13 protein-coding genes and 1 pseudogene are annotated in these 19,619 nt (G+C 56.3%); 5 read left to right on the forward strand and 9 right to left on the reverse strand.

Going from position 1 to position 19,619, the window contains the following annotated elements; translation table 11 throughout:
• Window positions 1-302: 302 nt before the first annotated feature.
• The 3 genes and pseudogenes from CSTAT_RS11075 to CSTAT_RS11085 form a co-directional block, all read left to right on the forward strand.
• Window positions 303-3,380: an ExeM/NucH family extracellular endonuclease gene (locus CSTAT_RS11075; RefSeq protein ID WP_083640842.1), complete on the forward strand. Its 3,078-nt coding sequence runs from the start codon at window positions 303-305 to the stop codon at window positions 3,378-3,380.
• A 209-nt stretch (window positions 3,381-3,589) separates the two neighbouring features.
• A complete protein-coding gene (locus CSTAT_RS11080) occupies window positions 3,590-4,726 on the forward strand; it encodes an HNH endonuclease signature motif containing protein (RefSeq protein WP_075723514.1) in 1,137 nt (378 codons plus the stop codon).
• 168 nt (window positions 4,727-4,894) lie between these two features.
• Window positions 4,895-5,794 (forward strand): annotated as a pseudogene (locus CSTAT_RS11085) (iron-siderophore ABC transporter substrate-binding protein); the annotation flags it as partial.
• An 18-nt stretch (window positions 5,795-5,812) separates the two neighbouring features.
• Here the strand turns inward: CSTAT_RS11085 and CSTAT_RS11090 are convergent.
• The 5 genes from CSTAT_RS11090 to purD all read right to left on the reverse strand — a co-directional run bounded on the left by CSTAT_RS11090 (window position 5,813) and on the right by purD (window position 12,544).
• On the reverse strand, window positions 5,813-6,505 hold the full coding sequence (locus tag CSTAT_RS11090) for a DUF2334 domain-containing protein (protein ID WP_075723913.1): 693 nt from the start codon (window positions 6,503-6,505) through the stop codon (window positions 5,813-5,815).
• Between the two features lie 51 nt (window positions 6,506-6,556).
• Window positions 6,557-8,695 carry a S9 family peptidase gene (locus CSTAT_RS11095; protein WP_075723515.1) on the reverse strand — a complete coding sequence of 713 codons (2,139 nt, stop codon included), beginning with the start codon at window positions 8,693-8,695 and terminating at the stop codon, window positions 6,557-6,559.
• 36 nt (window positions 8,696-8,731) lie between these two features.
• Window positions 8,732-9,619: a phosphoribosylaminoimidazolesuccinocarboxamide synthase gene (locus tag CSTAT_RS11100; RefSeq protein ID WP_075723516.1), complete on the reverse strand. Its 888-nt coding sequence runs from the start codon at window positions 9,617-9,619 to the stop codon at window positions 8,732-8,734.
• 101 nt (window positions 9,620-9,720) lie between these two features.
• The gene (gene purB, locus CSTAT_RS11105; protein ID WP_075723517.1) at window positions 9,721-11,160 is read right to left on the reverse strand and encodes an adenylosuccinate lyase; all 1,440 of its coding nucleotides are present in this window, start codon (window positions 11,158-11,160) and stop codon (window positions 9,721-9,723) included.
• A 103-nt stretch (window positions 11,161-11,263) separates the two neighbouring features.
• Window positions 11,264-12,544, reverse strand: coding sequence for a phosphoribosylamine--glycine ligase (gene purD / locus CSTAT_RS11110; protein ID WP_075723518.1), 1,281 nt, complete (start codon window positions 12,542-12,544; stop codon window positions 11,264-11,266).
• 68 nt (window positions 12,545-12,612) lie between these two features.
• Between purD and CSTAT_RS11115 the strand changes: the two genes are divergently transcribed.
• A complete protein-coding gene (locus CSTAT_RS11115; RefSeq protein WP_066796292.1) occupies window positions 12,613-13,053 on the forward strand; it encodes an HIT family protein in 441 nt (146 codons plus the stop codon).
• Here the strand turns inward: CSTAT_RS11115 and CSTAT_RS11120 are convergent.
• The 3 genes from CSTAT_RS11120 to CSTAT_RS11130 form a co-directional block, all read right to left on the reverse strand.
• Window positions 13,050-14,666 carry a sensor histidine kinase gene (locus CSTAT_RS11120; RefSeq protein ID WP_244892844.1) on the reverse strand — a complete coding sequence of 539 codons (1,617 nt, stop codon included), beginning with the start codon at window positions 14,664-14,666 and terminating at the stop codon, window positions 13,050-13,052. The genes CSTAT_RS11115 and CSTAT_RS11120 overlap by 4 nt on opposite strands.
• A 16-nt stretch (window positions 14,667-14,682) precedes the next feature.
• The gene (locus tag CSTAT_RS11125) at window positions 14,683-15,393 is read right to left on the reverse strand and encodes a response regulator transcription factor (protein ID WP_075723519.1); all 711 of its coding nucleotides are present in this window, start codon (window positions 15,391-15,393) and stop codon (window positions 14,683-14,685) included.
• Between the two features lie 103 nt (window positions 15,394-15,496).
• Window positions 15,497-16,288 carry a MerR family transcriptional regulator gene (locus CSTAT_RS11130; RefSeq protein WP_075723520.1) on the reverse strand — a complete coding sequence of 264 codons (792 nt, stop codon included), beginning with the start codon at window positions 16,286-16,288 and terminating at the stop codon, window positions 15,497-15,499.
• A 98-nt stretch (window positions 16,289-16,386) separates the two neighbouring features.
• Between CSTAT_RS11130 and CSTAT_RS11135 the strand changes: the two genes are divergently transcribed.
• Window positions 16,387-17,727 carry an MFS transporter gene (locus CSTAT_RS11135; protein ID WP_083640848.1) on the forward strand — a complete coding sequence of 447 codons (1,341 nt, stop codon included), beginning with the start codon at window positions 16,387-16,389 and terminating at the stop codon, window positions 17,725-17,727.
• A 47-nt stretch (window positions 17,728-17,774) separates the two neighbouring features.
• Here the strand turns inward: CSTAT_RS11135 and CSTAT_RS11140 are convergent, their stop codons facing one another.
• Entirely contained in the window at window positions 17,775-19,526 is a 1,752-nt protein-coding gene (locus tag CSTAT_RS11140) for a pyruvate dehydrogenase (protein WP_075723521.1), read from the reverse strand.
• Between the last annotated feature and the right edge of the window lie 93 nt (window positions 19,527-19,619).

Consider the following 19,619-nt stretch of genomic DNA (forward strand, 5'->3'; position numbering starts at 1 on the left):
GCAAAACTCCTAGACGGCAGGTACGCAGCACTCCCCACCTTTAACCCCGCGCGCGAATTTTTAAAGACGAAAACCCGAGGGGAAATGCTAAGAATGCATTTCCCCTCCCCCCGGTTGATGAACACGGTGTGTCCGATTTTTAAACCGCCGGAGAACTTTCAGCTTTGTTCAAGCAAACTCCCAGCTCGCTTCATTTCCTGCTGTTGCTGGGGCTGAGTATCGCTAATAGAAACAAGAAGGTTGCTTCACTGCACCTTTTCTATTTCCTCTTTACTCACACTTTCTTAAAGGATTTTTCTCCTATGTCTTCTCATCCGAAGCCAGCTTCTAAGCCCCGCTCTTCTGCGCGTCGCCTGCGCACTTTCGCGTTGGCTGCGCTGGCATCGACTTCTCTATCTGCCATCACCATCCCTGCCGCTTCTGCCACCCCAGAAGGCGATGACGTTGTCATCAGCGAAGTCTATGGCGGCGGCGGTAACAGCCGCGCTCCTTTTTCTCATGACTTCATTGAGCTGTTCAATCCAACCGAAGAAACCATCGATCTCGCGGATTGGAAAGTCGAATACTTCTCCAAGAACGGCAACTCCGGTGGCGTGACCTCGCTGACTGGCTCCATTCCCGCCGGCGGCTACTTCCTCATCCAGCAAGCTTCCGGAAATAACAAGGACTTGCCAGCACTTCCGACTGCTGATGTCACCGCGTCGATAAATATGAGCGGTTCCGAAGGTTCCGTGGAACTGCGCAATGACGCATCAGAGTCCGTTGACTTGGTTGGTTATGGCGCAGCTACCAAGGTAGAAACCGCGGCCGCTGCCAAGCTCGATAACTCCACCTCTGCTTCTCGCGACCAAAACGGTATCGACACCGATACCAACTCCGCTGACTTCACCGCTGGCGCACCTACCCCTACTAACTCTTCGGGTGACACCGAAGGCGGAAGCGAACCCGGCGACAACCCAGGCGACACTCCCGGTGACGACACCCCTGGTGGAGGAACCCCGGATGAGGTCATCGCGATTGCGGACATCCAAGGCACTGGTGCCACGACCCCTGTCAACGGCAAGACCGTGACCACCCAAGGTGAGGTCACCGCAGTTTATGCCGAAGGCGGACTCAACGGTTTTGTCATTCAGACCCCTGGTACCGGCGCTGAAGTACCAACCGCACAGGATGCATCGCACGGCATCTTTATCTACATGGGCAATCGTCCCGCCTCCGCCTACCCAGAACTCGGCCGGGTTCTTACCGTGAAGGGCCAAGCCGGTGAGCACTTTGATTCCACGCAGCTTTCCAATCCTTCCTTTGAAGTGGCAGAGGGCGAATTTGAACCGGTGACCCCTTTGAGCATCGATAAGCTGCCTACTGGCGATGCCGAGCGCGAACCTTTTGAGTACATGCTGGTTCTGCCGGGCACGCACACCGTGTCTAATAACTATGCGCTCAACACCTTCGGCGAAATTGTGCTTGCCCCAGGCGAGGAAGCATTCCGCCAGCCCACTGACGTCATGGCACCGGGCCCGGAAGCCGTCGCGCAGGCACAAGCTGCCAAGGAAGCATCGGTGACCTTGGATGATGCTCGTACCAGTAACTATATGCAGTCTGACAAGCGCACTCCACTGCCTTATATCACTGCCGATGACGCGCAAACTATCAAGTCCATCCGCACAACTGACCAGGTGGAATTTCAAAAGCCAGTCGTTGTGAAGAAGGACCATGGTCTGTGGCGCTTTTTGCCCACCACCCCGGTCACTGGCAATACCGCGTCTGCCGATTTGCCGATTACCTGGGAAGATTCCCGCCCCGCAGAGCTGAACGCCGTCGATGATGTCGCCGGTGAATACACCATCTCTGCTTTCAACGTGCTCAACTACTTCACCTCCCTGGGCGAAGATGAAGGTGGCTGCAACGGCTACACCGATATCAACGGCAACCCGGTCGCTTCCCGCAACTGCACCGTGCGTGGTGCCTTCACCGAAAGCGCACTAGCTGACCAGCAGGAAAAGATTGTTGCCGCCATCAATGGTCTTAACGCCGATGTGATTGCACTGTCTGAAATTGAGGACACCTTCGCCGTCACCGGCGATATCAACCGCCGCGATGAAGCACTCGCAACACTCGTTGATGCGCTTAACGCTGAGGGCGGCAACTGGGAATACGTCGAGTCCCCAGACAAGGTGCCTTCTTCCCCAGATGTCATCCGCGTGGCATTTATCTACAACCCAGACCGCGTTCAGCCAGTGGGTGAATCCCGCATCTTTGAAGATGACCGCTTCACCGGCACTGCGCGTGAGCCACTGGCTCAGGAATTCAAGCCTGTCGCCGAAGATGCCACCGAGTCTTTCGTCGCCGTTGCCAACCACTTTAAGTCCAAGGGTTCTATCGCACGTGGCGACGCCGATCAGGGCGACGGCCAGGGCAACAACGCCAACCTGCGCGTTGAGCAGGCGCAGGCGGTGCTCGATCACCTCGCTGCCCAGTCTGACTGGGATGACAAGGCAACGTTTATCATGGGTGATTTGAATTCTTATACCCGTGAGCATGCGATCGATGTCTTCCGCGACGGTGGCTACTCGGTGCCGCAGGAAGACTACGATGCATCCACCTCCTACCAGTTCGATGGCCTCTTAGGCTCCCTGGACCACGTATTGGCCAATGAGCACGTCGATGTCCAAGACGCCCAGGTGTGGAATATCAACGCTGACGAGCCCATCGCTTTTGAGTACTCCCGCCGCTTGTACAACGTCGTGGATTACCACGACGCCACCCCGTTCCGTTCTTCTGACCACGACCCAGTCAAGGTCGGATTCAATCTCAGCGATGAGGAAAACCCAGTTGAGCCTGAGGTTCCAGACACCGCGGATATCGAAGCTACTGATTTCGAGGCTGAGGTAAAGGCCGGTGAAACCGTCAAGGTTGCAGTGCCAAAGGCATTAGCTTCGCTTATCGATGCCTCCCTCACCAACCCCAACACAACCCAACTCACCGACTTAAACGACCTTGCGGTGACACTGGAAGTCAAGGACTTGCCTGAAGGTTGGGTAGTCAACGGCTACCGCGCGGGTGCCGTGGAAATTACCACCGCGGATGATGCCGAAGACGCATATGGATTCACAATCAACCGTGCTGATAATGACCAGCTCTTTGTCGAAGCCGCCCTGGAAATCTCCAAGGATTCCTCCAACGACGATGATGAGCCCGGCAACAAGCCCGGCAAAGGCAGCTCTTCCAGTGCCTTCGGTGGAGTAATCGCTGCTATCGCAGCCATTGCTGCAGCTTTAGGTTTGGGCGCAGCCTTTAGCGGTTCCGTTGAGCAGTTCCTGCCGCGTGAGGCTAAGAGCCTGCGTGCCCAAATCATGAACTTCTTCAACAACCTCTTCTAGATTCTCCTGACGCGTCGCTAGCGCGTCGCTCAAAGCCTGCTTTTTGAACTCCCACCGGGAGTGTGAAAGCAGGCTTTTTCTGTGGTTTTCAGCGTTTTCGGCCGCGCCTGTGGATAACTTTGCCGTTTGGGTGACGCGTCATGTGAAATTCGGGCTGGTTTCGGAACTTGCTCTGGTGCGGGCTTGCGGCGGCTTTTAGTGTCGAAGTCATGGACGGACAACAAATAATAAAACTCTTCTACACCAGCGGAATAACCATCCTCCGCGACGTTTATGACTGTTCCCCGCATGACTTAGCCGGTGGCCTGATGTCACTGAACACCGCACGCAAATACACCCGACTAGCCACAGTTTTCTTTGGCCCGGCTGACTCGCCCAAGGTGCAGCGCGACGCAGTCGCTCTCGCCGAAGCGAGACAGTTAAGCGTCGAGTATTTAGAAATGGTCAACAAGCACGCCAAGAAACTCAACACCCGCGGCGCCGCATGGAAACTCCGCGCTGAACTTATCGCGCATAAAGGCACGTTGGATGAAGTCAATGAATACGGCAAACAGCGCGTCACCGAAGAAGGCTGCGACAAACAAAAGCAACGCGGGGTGCGCGTAGGTCGGGCTATCGACGGCCTACGAACTATTAGTATCACCGATACCCAACGGAAAATCACCGACTTAGAAAAGACCCTCGACGCCGCCATCACAGATGATGACCAGCCACGCTCAGAAGCACTTCTGGAACCCTTCTGGGACCTTGTTGAAGGCAACGGCACTGGCCTCATCAAACCTGAATACCGCACCGTCATTGCTATTGGTCTCGAGGATTACGCGAAAGTCTCCTGCGGCAAAGGCGAGGACGTCGTTGTTGCTTTATCCGATGGCACCACAATGACCGGCGCTGAATTCATCAACGCCGCAATGGAAGGCGCACTCGGTGACAAACTCTACGTCGGGCTCTTCCATCCCACCGCCGGACCGGTGAATCTCTACGAGACCCGATTCGCATCAGACAAACTTCGCACTCTCGCCATGGCGGAGAATCTCGTCTGCCCATGGCCAGACTGCAACGTACCAGCCGATAGATGCCAAGTGCACCACATCGACGCGCATAAACACGGTGGCCATACGAAGCCATCAAATTTGACCATGTTGTGCAAGTACCACAACGGCGTCAATAACGATGACCCAGACGGTCAGCGCAACAAACGCAGACCAGGAAAGCCGAAACGAGGCAAGCCCAATCGCGGCAGGATCCGCCGCCATCGCGGCAAAGTCCGCCTGCAGACCCCAGGCGGAAAGCTTGTGGGCAACACCCACCACGTGAGCAGCATGGGGGCGATGAACCTGATCTAGACTCCCAGCCTTCGGCCTAGTTACACCGTTGAAGTCTCGTCCACGACTGCCGGTCTACTGCCAAAGCTAACGCAGGTCGGCAGGAATTTCGCGATCCGTTTTTCAGCAACGAGTGTCATCCACCACGAATATTGACAGACGTTTTTAGACTAGGCTCACTTCATGTAAGTGCATAAGAAACTCAGCCGCCGCGGCTTCCTGGGCGCGAGCCTTGGCGCTGCTGCAATCGCACTAGCCGCATGTACGCAGTCAGATAAGTCGGAGCAAGCAGCATCAACCACTGAGGGCGATAAAGAGCAGCGTATTGTTGCGCTGAATACCGGTCAGCTAGATAACCTGTTGCTGCTGGGCATCACTCCGGTTGGTGTAGCTGCAGCAAAGAACGCGGACTTGATCCCGCAATTCCTGCGAGATCGCTTCGGGGATGACATGGATTTGGATAGCATCGCAGACTGCGGTTTCCGCCAAGATCCGGATGTGGAGATCATCGCTAATCTGCAGCCGTCTTTGATTTGTGCCAACTCACGCAGCGATGAAGCTCTGCTGCAAAAGTTGCGCGCCATAGCGCCGGTTGTTACCGGTGAGGGCGGTGGCGAGAGTTGGAACGAGGACTTGATAACCATTGCCGCCGCCGCTGGCAAGGGCGATGAGGCCCAAGCCATGCTGGATGACTACGAGGCAGTGGCAGCAAAGGTGACAGACAGCCAAAAAGACAATCCGCCGACGGTATCCTTCTTGCGCACCAACAAAGGCGAGTTGCAGATGTATGGTGCCGAGTCGATGGCGGGCACCGTCGCAGCCGATTGCGGCTTTGCGCGCCCGCAGGCGCAGCAGTTAACAGACAAGGCCGGCAAGGATCTCTCAGCAGAACTCATCGCCGAAGCCGATGCCGACTGGTTATTCTACGGCGTGCAGAAAGGAAGCGACAGCCCTGCGGACACGTCCCTGTGGCCAACGCTTAAAGCAGTGAAGAATACCCAGGCCATCGAGATTGACTACGACTCGTGGTACATGAATGCATCTCTAGTATCAGCGAATGTCATCCTTGACGGCCTGAAGACTTACGTCCTGTTATCCGACTCGCTTTTAGACGGTTTCGCATTTTGCGAAAACCTCGTAGGAGGCAGGCACCGCGCCGGCTTTGATGGCTTTGCCAATCGCGCGCAGGAAGTCGTGCTGAACTTTCTTCTCGCCCAGGTTGCGGCCGGAGACGGACAAACGCACGGTATTGCCGCGGCTGGCGCCGCGTTCAGCGGCGCTGATGATGGAACGGCGCCACCACTTCGCTGCGCCGAAACCTTCGCCGTAGGACAAATTGCGAGACTGGTAGAAGTCCTCGGTGCGCAGGTCATGAATGCCCGTGGACGAGACAGCCAGGGAGAAGTCGAAATACGGCAGCACGTCGAGCGTGCCAGGAGACATGCGCCAGCGCGGCGGGGCGAAAATATCAAACTCAAAGCCCAGCTTCGACATTTGCCGGGTCGCACCTTTCAGCCGCAGGTTGGCCTCATGGGCATCGAGGTTGGCAAATTCCGCGCGCCGGCCCTGTACTGCTTGGTCAAAGCCGTTAAGGATTAAAAGGCGCCCGGATTCTTGTTGTTCCTGCAGCCACTGCTTCGTGGTCGGGTCTTTGGCTAAGTGCCAGTTGCCGTCGATGTGCGGGGCCACCAGCAATGAAACAGGAACGCCCTCTTTATCCAGCTGGTTTATCAAACGCGCCGCGGACTTCCGGGTGTCGTCGAAGATAGATGAAATCGAAACCAGAAGATGCCCTTGCATGCCACCAATTATCACACAGGCAAGCTAACCCCGCGCGGCGAGCAGATAAATCTACTCCACTAAACCAGTAGCCTTGTTAATCGTCCAAGCATACTCAAAAGCTGTCTGGTGCCAGCGCGCATAGCGCCCGGAAACACCGCCGTGGCCAGCAGCCATTTCGGTCTTGAGCAAGAACTCACCGCCGGTGGCAACTTCGCGCAGCTTGGCGATCCACTTCGCTGGTTCCACGTACAGCACGCGCGTGTCATTGAGCGAGGTCACAGCCAGAATATCGGGATAATCCTGCGCCGAGACATTCTCATACGGAGCATAGGTTGCCATGTAGTCATAGACTTCCGGGTCGTGGTACGGGTCGCCCCATTCTTCCCACTCACCCACGGTCAGCGGCAGTTCGGGCTTCAAGATTGAGGTCAACGGGTCCACAAAAGGCACCACGGCTTGGATGCCCTTAAAGCGGTCAGGAGCCATATTCGCCACCGCGCCCACAAGCAGGCCACCAGCAGAACCACCTTCGGCAACAAGTACCTCTGGGCTGGTCAGTTGGTTGTTAATCAGATGGTCAGCAACATCGATGAAGTCGGTAAAGGTGTTCTTCTTCGCCATCAGCTTGCCCTCGTCGTACCACAGACGGCCCATCTCCCCGCCGCCGCGCACGTGCGCAACAACATAAAGCATGCCGCGGTCGAGCAAGGAAAGACGGGAGACAGAAAAGCCCGGGTCCATACTGGCTTCATAAGATCCATAGCCATACAGCAGCGCAGGACGTGGGCTATCGGTCGCAAGGTCTTTGCGCTTGACGATGCTCACCGGAATCTGCGTTCCATTCTTCGCAATCGCCCACTCACGGTAAGCCTCATACTCATCCGCGTTGTAGCCACCAGGGACTTCTTGTTCTTTCAGCAAGGTGCGCTCACCAGTGGCGATGCGGTACTGGAACAGCTGCGCCGGCTGGGTATAGGAGGTATACGACAAACGGATCACCGGCGCATCCCACTCGGGGTTGCCGGCGGAGCCAGCAGAGTAGATTTCCTCGTCGAAGTCGATTTCTTCGAAGTCGCCGAAGTGGTCATCGACAAGCTGCATCACGGCAACCCGAGGAATGCCGCCGCGACGATAGGACAAGGTGGCAAAGTCGCGGTAGGTATCCACGCCTTCGATGCGCACGTCGTCATTATGTGGGACTAGGATGTCCAAGTCGCGGATGCCCGGCAGCGGGTTAGCGTTGGCATCCACCCACGAGACTTCGAAGTTCGGCCCGTGCGCGTTGTGGGTGACCAGCCACTGGTCTTTGCCGCCGCGTACCACGTGGTCAATGTCGTATTCGACACCGGTTTCGCGCTCCCAGAGGACTTCGAACTCGCCCTCGGGGTTGTCCATGTCGAGTACCCAGTACTCAGAAGTCAGCGGGGAGCCGACCGCGATGATGAGGTATTTTTCACTACGCGTGGAACCCACGCCGACGCGGAAGCGCTCATCTGCCTCAGTAAAGACGCAGACGTCGTCGCTTTGCGCGGTACCGACCTTGTGACGCCAGACAGTATCCGGGCGCCAGGCGTCGTCGACTTTCTGGTAGAAAATGTAGTCTTCGCCGGCCCAGGTGGCGCCGTAGAAGATATCGGTCAGGTGGTCATCGAGAAGCTTGCCTGTCTCTAAGTCTTTGATGAACAGCTCGAAGCGCTCATCGCCTTCGGTGTCCGTGGAATAAGCCAAAAAGCGCCCGGACTTGGTCACCGACGCCGCGCCCAACGCGAAGTAGTCATGGCCCTCAGCGAGTGCGTTATTATCCAGCAGGATCTGCTCACCCTCGGGCTTGCCTTCCTCCGGAATGACCGGCGGCTCCCACGGGTCCTGGCCTTCGGAGACCGGAATACGGCAGCTAAAGCCATATTCCTTACCCTCTTCGAAGCGTCCGTAGTACCAATAGTCCCCCGAGCGCGACGGCACGGACATATCGGTTTGCTTCACGCGGGACTTAATCTCTTCAAACACATTTTCCGTCAGCTGCTTCAAATGTGCGGTTTTCGCCTCGGTATAAGTGTTCTCTGCGTTCAGGTGGTCCAGGGTGTCCTGGGATTCCTTGTTGCGCATCCACTCATATTCATCAACAAAGCTGCGTCCGTGGAATTCACGGATTAGAGCTTCTTGCTTAGCGATGGGCGGGTTAACGTTGTCGAGATTGTTATCTGTCATAACGAACAACCCTACCCGCGTGAATTATGAGGAGTTTTAACCGCCAATGAAGTCGATGAAACGCTTGCCGGACAAGCGCTCATAAGCCTCGATGTAGCGCAGGCGGGTGGCGGCGACGATGTCATCGGGAAGCACTGGCGGCTGGGTTTCCGACTCCACATCCCAGCCGGATTCCTCCGAGGTCAACCAGTTGCGCACGTACTGCTTGTCGAAGCTAGGCTGCACAATGCCTTCCGCGTAGGTGTCTGCTGGCCAGTACCGGGAGGAATCAGGCGTGAGTACTTCATCGCCCAAGACCAGATTGCCTTCGGAATCAAGGCCGAATTCAAACTTGGTATCAGCCAAGATGATGCCCTTTTCTTCGGCAATCTTGGCGGCGGCGGAGTAGATGCGCAGGGTTTCATCGCGAAGCTGCTCTGCGCGCTCTTGGCCAAGGTCCTGCACCACGCGCTCGAAGCTGACGTTTTCATCGTGGTCGCCCTGCTCTGCCTTGGTGGCTGGGGTGAAAATTGGCTCTGGCAGACGCGACGCCTCAACCAAGCCTTCTGGCAGCTCGATGCCGCACACGGTGCCATTGGCGTTGTATTCCTTCAGGCCAGAACCGGTGAGGTAACCGCGGGCAACGCACTCAAAGGGCAGCATGTTGAGCTTCTTAACGATGAGCGCTCGGCCCAATACTTCTTCTGGAATCCGCGCATCATCGATGGGTCCTGCCAAATGGTTCGGGAAATCGATGGCGTCGAAGAAGAACATGGTGGTTGCGGTAAGAACCCGGCCTTTATCGGGGATGGCTGGCTCTAGAGCGAAGTCATAGGCGGAGATGCGGTCGGTGACCACCATGAGCAAAGTGTTGTCATCTACTTCGTAGATATCGCGGACTTTGCCGGAGGATACGTGCTGATAATCAGAAAGCTGTGGGCGCATGCTCTAAATGTTAGTGCATGCGCCCACAGCGTCCCGCTAGTGTCGGCGGAAATCTCCCGTCGCTTTCGGGAAATTCTTCTGGACTCTTACCGCGAAGTCTTTTACAAGATTTCGCCTGGGGTGTAGGCAGCCGCCTTCGGATGCTGATCCGCGAGTTCCTTAATGCGCCTAAGAACTGCATCTACCTGGGATTCAGCAGCGCCGATGAACGCGTGCTTGTCAGCGAGTGCTTCTTCGAGCTGTTCCTTGCTCATTGGCAGGCGATCATCGGCAGCAAGGCGCTCCAGTAGGTCTTGTTCCCCGCCGTTTTCGCGCATGTTCAGCGCAACAGCCACTGCGTTTTCCTTGATGACTTCGTGTGCGGTTTCGCGGCCAACGCCAGCACGCACTGCAGCCATAAGGATGCGGGTGGTGGCCAAGAATGGCAGGTAGCGCTCGAGTTCGCGGTCGATCATTGCTGGGAATGCGCCGAACTCATCCAACACGGTAAGGAAGGTTTCAAACTGACCATCGATGGCGAAGAAAGCGTCCGGCAACGCCACGCGGCGAACCACGGAGCAGAATACGTCGCCTTCATTCCACTGCTGACCAGCAAGGTCTGCAACCATAGTCAGGTAGCCGCGCAGGATAACCTGGAGGCCACCGACGCGCTCGCAGGAGCGGGCATTCATCTTGTGCGGCATCGCGGAAGAGCCAACTTGGCCTTCCTTGAAACCTTCGGTGACGGTTTCGTTGCCGGCCATCAAGCGGATGGTGGTAGCCAGAGACGATGGAGAAGCACCGAGCTCAACGAGTGCAGAGACCGCATCAAAGTCGAGGGTGCGAGGGTAGATCTGGCCAACGGAGTTGAACACGCGGGCAAAGCCCAGGTGGTCCGCGATGGCGGTTTCGAGCGCTGCGAGCTTGTTTTCGTCGCCGCCCATCAAGTCCAGCATGTCCTGGGAAGTGCCCATTGGTCCCTTGATGCCGCGCAGTGGGTAGCGGCCCAGGAGGTTTTCTACGCGCTCGATGGCGAGCAGCATTTCATCGCCAGCCGATGCAAAACGCTTGCCCAAAGTGGTCGCCTGCGCCGCAACGTTGTGGGAACGACCCGCCATGACCAAGGTCTGGTATTTCGCGGCGTGCTCACCAATGCGCGCTGCAACCGCGATTGCTTTATCACGAATGAGCTCCAGGGAGCGGTAGATTTGCAGCTGCTCGACGTTCTCCGTCAGGTCACGGGAGGTCATGCCCTTGTGGATGTGCTCATGACCAGCCAGCGCATTGAACTCTTCAATGCGAGCTTTCACGTCATGGCGCGTCACGCGCTCACGATCCGCGATGGAACCTAGGTCTACCTGGTCAATGACTGCTTCGTATGCGTCAATTGCTTCAGATGGAATATCGACGCCGAGGTCTTTCTGGGCGCGCATGACCGCGATCCAGAGCTGGCGCTCCATGATGATTTTGTGTTCCGGGCTCCACAGGTTGGATAACTCTGCAGAGGCGTAACGCGAGGACAAAACGTTGGAAATCTTCTTCTTATCAGCCACGGGCTTCATTATTCCACATGGCAAAAGGCGCAAGTACTCTACTTGCGCCTTTCATTTCTTAAGCCAACATAATTGCCCTCGCTATACCCCCGCAAACAGCGAGAGCGAGCTGCTAAGAGTCAATGCTGATGCGACTTTCTTCGGCAGCTTGGCCAATGTCGGTGCGGTAGAAGCTATCCGCCAGCTCAATGTTCTCGAGCACCTCATACGCGGCAGCGCGCGCGGCAGATAGGGTCTCACCCTTGCCGATTACGTTAAGCACGCGACCGCCATTGGAGATAACCTCTGCGTCCTTTACCGCGGTACCCGCGTGCAAAATCTTGTCGGTATCTGCCAGATCTGGCGAGGTGATGACATCGCCCTTGCGTGGAGATTCTGGATAATTCGCAGCCGCCAGCACTACGGTCACGGCATAGGCGTCTTCCCACTCCAGCGCAGGAAGTTCGTCCAGAGTTCCGGTTGCAACTGCGTTGAGAACCCCTGCCAGCGGCGTCTTCAACAGCGACAGCAGCGGCTGGGTTTCTGGGTCGCCGAAGCGGCAGTTGAACTCAATGACGGAGGGGCCTTCTTGGCCCCATGCCAGACCTGCGTACAGCAGGCCGGAGTATGGGGTTCCGCGCTCGACCATTTGCTTAGCTACCGGCTCGCAGACCTCGCGGATGATGCGGTCGACGCCTTCAGCAGACAACCACGGCAGCGGGGTGTATGCTCCCATGCCGCCGGTATTCGGGCCTTCATCATTGTCGTAGGCACGCTTGTGGTCTTGGGCTGGCAGAAGTGGCACGACGGTTTCGCCATCGACAAGGCAAAACAGCGAGACCTCTGGACCGTCCAAGAAAGACTCTAGTAGCACTGGGTTACCAGCGGCATGCACCAGGTGGATGTGCTGGCGTGCTTCGGCGCGGTCAGCGGTGACCACAACGCCTTTGCCTGCAGCCAAGCCATCGTCTTTGACCACGTACATGGGGCCAAAGTAGTCGAGCTCGTGCTCGATATCATCATCGCTCATCCCTGGCGCCAAGGTCTGCGCACGCGCGGTAGCAACGCCTGCAGCTTCCATGACTTCTTTGGCAAACGCCTTAGAGCCTTCAATCTGTGCTGCATCCGCGTTCGGTCCAAAGACCGCGATGCCCTCAGAGCGCAGTGCGTCAGCAACACCGGCAACCAATGGAATCTCTGGACCGATGACAACCAGTTCAGGTTTAATGTCCTGAGCCAATTCCAGCATGTGGGCCGGATCCGCTACTTCTTTGTAGTCAGCGTGCACAGTAGCTAGCGATGCAAAAGCAGGTGAGCCCGGTGCAACGTGCAGGTCAGTGGTAGCGGGGTCGGCCGCAAGGCCTTTCAAAATGGCGTGCTCGCGGCCGCCGGAACCAATTACAAGAATGCGCATGCGACTATCTTAACTTTTTCGCTAGACGGGTACCCCATTCACAGCCAAGAAAGCTATAGCATTGGGGCATGACTGAAATTGAGCCTTCTGTATTTACCAAGATCATCAACGGCGAGCTACCCGGCCGTTTTGTATACCGCGATGACAAGTGCGTGGCGTTTTTGAGCATTGAGCCATTGCGCTACGGCCACACCTTGGTCGTTCCAATTGAGCAGGTTGATAAGTGGACCGACCTGGATGCCGAGACCTGGCTGCACATTTCCGGCGTCGCGCAGGAAATCGGTGAGGCTATCAAGACTGCTTATGATACTACGCGGGCGGGCTTTATCATCGCCGGTTTCGATGTCCCGCACACCCACATCCACCTGTTCCCCACAGAGAAGATGGCGGAGTTCGACTTCACCAAGGCCATCGCCATGGATGCCACAGATCCGAAGGCTATGGATGAAGCCGCGGTGCGTATCCGCCAGCACCTTAACACCGGCGAAGATGGATACCGCTTAAGCTAAGCCTCCGGCCCTTCGCTTGTCGATGCCTCCCCGGCGCTCTCGCCCTTCGCACCGTTTTTCTTACCGCTGCGAAGGCTGCGGTTTTTCCGGGAGACTTTCACCGGTACGGCATTACCATGCGGCAGAGCGCCATCCTCACTGTCTGAAGAGTCCATGGATTCCGGTTCTTCCGCAGCGGGCAGGCGCACAGTGAAGGTAGAGCCGACGCCGAGTTCGGATTCCACAGAGATGGAACCGCCGTGTTGTTCAACAAGTGATTTTACAATCGCTAGGCCCAACCCGGAGCCGCCGGTATCGCGGGTGCGGGAGGTGTCCTCGCGGTAGAAGCGTTCAAAGATATGCGAGCTGACTTCTGGGTCCATGCCGCGGCCGGTGTCAATAACCTTGATCAGCACATCACCGTTGTCTTTTTCCAACCCAATGGTTATTTCGGCCTCTTCGCCGCCGTGGCGCAGGCCGTTGGTGATCAGGTTCAAAATGATTTGGTGTAAGCGGCTGGCGTCGCCGTAGACGACCGGCACGCCAGAGGTGTTGTTCGCAACGTTGATGGAACGGCCGGTGAAAGCCGCGCGCGCGGAAGATGCCACCGACAGTGAGAGTTCCAAGACATCGACGGGGCGAATATCCAACCGTGTTCCTTCAGCACGGGTCAGCGCCAGTAGGTCTTCGACCAGGTAAGACATGCGCGAGGATTCGGCATCAATCTTGGATAAGACCATGTCAACATCATCGGTAATGCCCGCGCGATACAGCTCGGTGTAGCCGCGCAGGGATGTCAGCGGGGTGCGCAGCTCATGCGAGGCATCGCCGACAAATCGGCGCATCTGCTCTTCTTTGCCTTGGGCTTGTTCCACCGAGGCCTGCAGCTTCGCCAACATGATATTCAATGCGCTGGCCAGCTGGCCTACCTCGGTGTGTTGTGGCCACTCGGGAACACGTTTGTCCAAGTCACCGGCTGCAATTTCCGAGGCCGTCTTTTCCACCACACGCAGCGGCCGCAGAGCACGTCTAATAAACCAGAATCCGGCTATCGCAATCAGCATCAAGACGACCACGGCAATCATGAGCTGCACCAGCGCCAAGCCGCGCAGCAAGATTTGTTCGGAGTCCAGATTTTTTGCCACCACGGTGATAACACCATCGCGTTCAGTGGCCATGGCGCGCCACTCGGAAGTGGAATTGGATTCGCTGGTGGAGTCGACAGTTTCAGGCGCAGCACCGATGACCAGCTCGTCGACCTGCGGCATGGACTCATAAGGATTGAGGTAGCGCACCGCGCCATCGGGATAAATCTTGATAAGCGAATACTCTGTCGGCGGACGGCCGGTCAAATCCAACCCGAAAACATTAGTGGTGCGCGCCCAGCCGTTTTGGGCTGCTATCAGCTCATCATCGACTTGGTTGTACAGCACATCGCGCATCACGGCAGAGACCGCGACGGAGGCGCTGATAATACCAAGTCCGGAAACGACAACGAGCAGCACGACCAACCACGTGCGCAGCGGCATCGCCTGCGGCGAGCCGGACATCCCGGGATATAAATATCCCCGCACGCGTTCTTTGAAAGAACGCGCATCGTGGTGGTTGTTGTCTGTTGCTGCCGGATTACTCACGTACTGCCCCTGAAATTTAGGAGCGTGGGGTGCGCAGGACGTAGCCCACACCACGCACGGTGTGGATCAGTGGGTTATCGCCGGTATCAATCTTGCGGCGCAGGTAAGAAATATATGATTCCACGACGTTGCCGTCGCCGCCGAAGTCATAGTGCCAGACGTTGTCCAAAATCTTCGCCTTGGACAGCACGACTTCCTTGTTCTGCATCAAAAAGCGCAGCAGGTTGAACTCGGTTGGGGAAAGGTCAATGATTTCCCCGCCCTTGGTTACCTCGTGGGTGTCATCATTCAAGGTCAGGTCTGCATAAGTCATGGTGGCATCACTATTGTCGTCTTGACCTGCACCACCGCGGCGCAAAATCACGCGCAGACGGGTGATGACTTCTTCCAAGCTAAAGGGCTTAGTTACATAATCATCAGCGCCGATGGTCAGGCCGTGGATGCGCTGGTCCACGCTATCTTTCGCGGTCAAATACAGCACGGGACCGTCAAGGCCTTCCGCACGCAGCTTGGCAAGCAGCTCAAAGCCGTCCATGCCCGGCATCATGACATCTAAAATGTAGGCTTCCGGATTGATCTCACGCGCAATGCGCAGCGCTTCGGTACCAGAATTTGCGCTGCGCACATTAAAGCCCTGGAATTTCAGGGAGACGGTCAATAGTTCGACAATATTGGGTTCATCGTCGACGACCAGGACAGTTACCTGGTCGTTGCTGTTTTCTTCCATGTTGCTTCCTTAGAAAATTTTCACTACTTCTTCAACTATTAAAAAAGTGTGGCACACAGGCTATCAAAGCTACTGAGCATTTTCTGAAAGAAAGCTGTGAGACTTACTCCCAAGCAACATTGCCAAGGTCAATACCTTCAGCCTGCGCTTGAGCTTCGATAAGCTCCAAAAGATACTGGCGGTGATCGCCATAGACCTCGGCAAAGCGCTCGTCAGCAACGTACATGCGCGCCAGCAACACCTGCTTCGAACGGCTCAGCGGCATATAGGGGCTGATAGTCGCCATATGCTTATCCACGACCTCCTCCGCCTCCTTGGAGCCCGGCGCGATTGCGTGGGAGTGGGCATCGATAAGCATCTGCTTGAACTCCTTAGCCACCTGCTTGGCTGCACGGATGTCTTCTTTGCTCATCTGCGCCACCATCTTTTGGTTTGCGGCATAGTCTTCCGTATCACCCCAGCGCTGCCGGGCCTCTTCGTCATACACCGGCCAGTTCTCTCCGAACAACGCAATCTTTTCTTCAGTACTCATGGTCTTTCCTTCCTTTAAGGTTTCCGCAGTCAACAGGGTGTCAACTGCCGCAATGAGTTCTTGCATGTGACTAACTTTGTCCAGGAGCAACTTGCGCTGGTTGCGCAAGATGGCGGTGCGGGAAGATGAGGTGGCATCGATAAGCTCTGCGATATCTTTCAACGCCACGCCTGCCCCGCGGTAGATGAGGATATTCATGCCGCGCTCCATATCTTCTTCGGAGTACAAACGATGATCACCCCACGTGCGCCAACTGGGAGTGAGCAACTCAATGTCATCCCAATGGCGCAGGGTGCGCGTGGATACCTGGAGTATCTCCGCTGCCTCACCAATGGTGTATTCAGCCTGGTCGTATTCGGTCACAAGAGTTATCTTCCTACTTGACGCAGCGTTAAGTTCAAGCCCCATCCTAAGCCCGATTGCAAAGCGCAATCGAGCTGTGCAGCCTAGGATTAGGGGCTATGACTAGCCCTGCATTGGAGAACATGCCTGATTCGGCCAAGCGCACAGACAAACTCACGGTCTTTTCCTGGGCCATGTGGGATTGGGGATCCGCTGCGTTTAACGCCGTGCTGGTGACGTTTATCTTCGCGGTATATCTGACTGATTCCGTTGGTGCGCAGGTTGATTCTTCGCGCACTCCGGCGCAGTGGCTCTCAGTGGCTATGACCGTGGCTGGGCTGGTTATTTTCGCGGTGACGCCAATTATGGGCCAGCGCTCCGATACCCGTGGAACGCGGCGGCGGTCCTTGGCGTTTTGGTCTTTCATCACGTTTGTGTTGATGGCGGCGCTGTATTTCATCCGCAATGACGCGCCGGTGTATTTCTGGGTAGGTCTAGTGGTGCTTGCGATTGGCACCATCACCATCGAATTTGCGGAGGTCAACTACTTCGCGCAGATTGCCCAGGTATCCACTAAAGACAACGTGGGCAAGATTTCTGGCCTGGGCTGGTCTTTTGGTTATTTCGGCGGCATTTTCCTGCTACTGATTTGCTACTTCGGGTTCGTTGCCGGAAATGGCGGCTTACTCGGCATCAGCACCGAAGGCGGGCTCAATATCCGCCTGGTCGCGGTGCTTGCCGCTGCGTGGTTTGGCCTGTCCGCCCTGCCCGGATTCTTCCGCGTACCGGAAATCCCCCCATCTGGTGAAAAGGCAGGGAGTATCAAAGACTCCTACGTCAAGCTCTTTCGGGATATCAAAAAGCTCTGGCAGGTTGACCGTAATGCCTGCTACTTCCTCTTTGCCTCAGCCATCTTCCGCGATGGTCTTGCTGGTGTCTTCGCCTTCGGCGCCGTCTTGGGCGTTTCCGTGTACGGACTCAACGCCGGGGACGTGCTCATCTTCGGCGTTGCAGCTAATGTCGCGGCCGCTCTTGGCGCACTCATTGGCGGGCTTATCGATGACCTCGTCGGCCCCAAGATCATCATCTTGACCTCGCTGTTTATCCTCGCCGGCACGGGCATCGCCATGTACTTTGTCGAAGGCCCTCTAGCCTTCTGGATTTTCGGCCTTATCTTGTGTCTATTCGTCGGCCCCGCGCAGTCCGCCTCCCGCGGCTTCTTAGCACGTGTTGCACCCGCTGGCCACGAGGGGCAGATGTTTGGCCTTTATGCCACCACGGGGCGGGCGGTGAGCTGGATGACTCCAGCGCTGTTCGGCATTTTCGTATCTTTGATCGGCGACGGCGACCGCGGTGGTGTTCTCGCGATCGCCGTCGTGCTGCTGGTTGGTGCGCTCATCCTGGTTCCGGTCCGTGATCCTAAGAAACACGAACCGGAAATGGCGCAACCTGCGGTCTAACCGTAAATCTCCCTACTTCATGTCCGTAGGTAGAGCTTCAGCGATATCTACGGGCGTGGGATATTGCGCAGGTTAGATGCTGCCATATCCACCATGTGTCCCACGCCGCCATCGAAGACGGTGCGGGCTGCGGCCTTGGAAAAGCCCAGCAGCTGATCAATAGACAGTGTTGGCGGGATAGACAGTGCATTCGGATCGGTGACGAACTCAACTAGTACTGGACCGTTATAAGCGAGTGCTTCGCGCACAGCCTTGCGCACTTCCTTGGGCTTTTCCACCCGGATGGACTTGATGCCCATGCCAGCGGCGATATCGGCGAAGTTAAGCTGCTCATGGTCGGTTTCAAACTCTGGCATGCCTTCGACCAGCATCTCGAGTTTGACCATGCCCAATGAAGAATTGTTAAAGACAAAGGTCTTCACCGGCAGGTTGTGCAGCTTCACAGTCAGCAGCTCACCCAGCAACATCGCCAGACCGCCATCACCGTTAAAGGAAATCACCTGTCGATCACGGTCAGCGAACTGTGCGCCAATCGCATGAGGCAGAGCATTCGCCATGCTGCCGTGGCGGAAAGAACCAATTTGCTCGCGTTGCCCGTTCGGGGTGATGTAGCGCGCACCCCAGACGTTGCACATGCCCGTGTCGACGGTAAAGACAGCATCTTGTGCCGCTTCCTCATCAATGACATCTGCGACGAACTCGGGGTGCAGCGGCGTCATCTTCTCAATGTTCGAAGTGTACGCGTCAATGACCTGGGTGAGTTTCTTGTGATGCTGCTTGAGCATCTTGTCCAAGAAGGAACGGTCCGTCTTTTCCTCTACATGCGGCAAGATATTCGCGATGGTCGCAGCGACATCACCAGTAACCGGATATGACACCTTGGTGCGCCGGCCGATGTGTGCACCGTTGATATCAACCTGGGCAACCTTGGTATCGCCAGGACCGCCTTGCGGCAGGAAGTCGGCATAAGGGAAATCCGTGCCCAGAAGAATCAGCAGGTCTGCTTCATTCATGGCATCGTGCGCGGCACCGTAACCTAGTAATCCTGACATGCCCACATCAAAGGGGTTGTCATACTGGATGTACATCTTGCCGCCCAGCGCGTGGCCGACTGGAGCCTTAATCTTCTCCGCGAGCTCTAGGACTTCCTTACGGGCATAGCGCGCCCCTACACCAACGAAGAAGGTGACCTTCTTTGCTTCGTTGATGGCCTGGGTCAGTGCTGCTGCTTCAGCCGGATCCGGGAAAGTAATCGGGTTACCTGCAGAAATAACCGATTCGGTAAACTGCTCATTTTCTGCTTCAGCAGAAGCCAAATCACCTGGGATGACCAGAACTGAGACACCATTGCCCGCCATGGTGGACTGAATAGCATTGTGCGTAATGACAGCTCCCTGATCTGCCGAGTTAACCATTTCGCAATAGCCGGAGGCTTCCTTAAACAGTATCTCCGGGTGAGTCTCTTGGAAGAACTGTCCGCCAATTTGGCGCGATGGGATGTGGCTAGCCAAGGCTAATACCTTGGCACCATTGCGGTGTGAATCATAGAGCCCCTGAATCAAGTGGGTATTGCCTGGGCCGCAAGATCCTGCACACACGGCAAGCTCACCGGTAAGCAGAGACTCCGCACCGGCGGCAAAGGCCGCGGATTCTTCATTATGAACGTGAACCCATTCGATGGATGACCGCCGAACGGCATCAACAATAGGGTTGAGCGAGTCACCGACTAGACCATAAATGCGTTTAACACCTTGTGCTTCAAGGGTGTCAACCAGTTGGTCAGCATAAGTACGTGCCATGTCTAACCTCTTTCATCAAAAGATTTGCCACTCTACTAAATCGCAGGGTGTAACCCCATAGTGCGCCCAAAGCTAAATTTTCGCCACAACCGC

Source organism: Corynebacterium stationis (assembly GCF_001941345.1).
In the GTDB taxonomy this organism is placed as follows: domain Bacteria; phylum Actinomycetota; class Actinomycetes; order Mycobacteriales; family Mycobacteriaceae; genus Corynebacterium; species Corynebacterium stationis.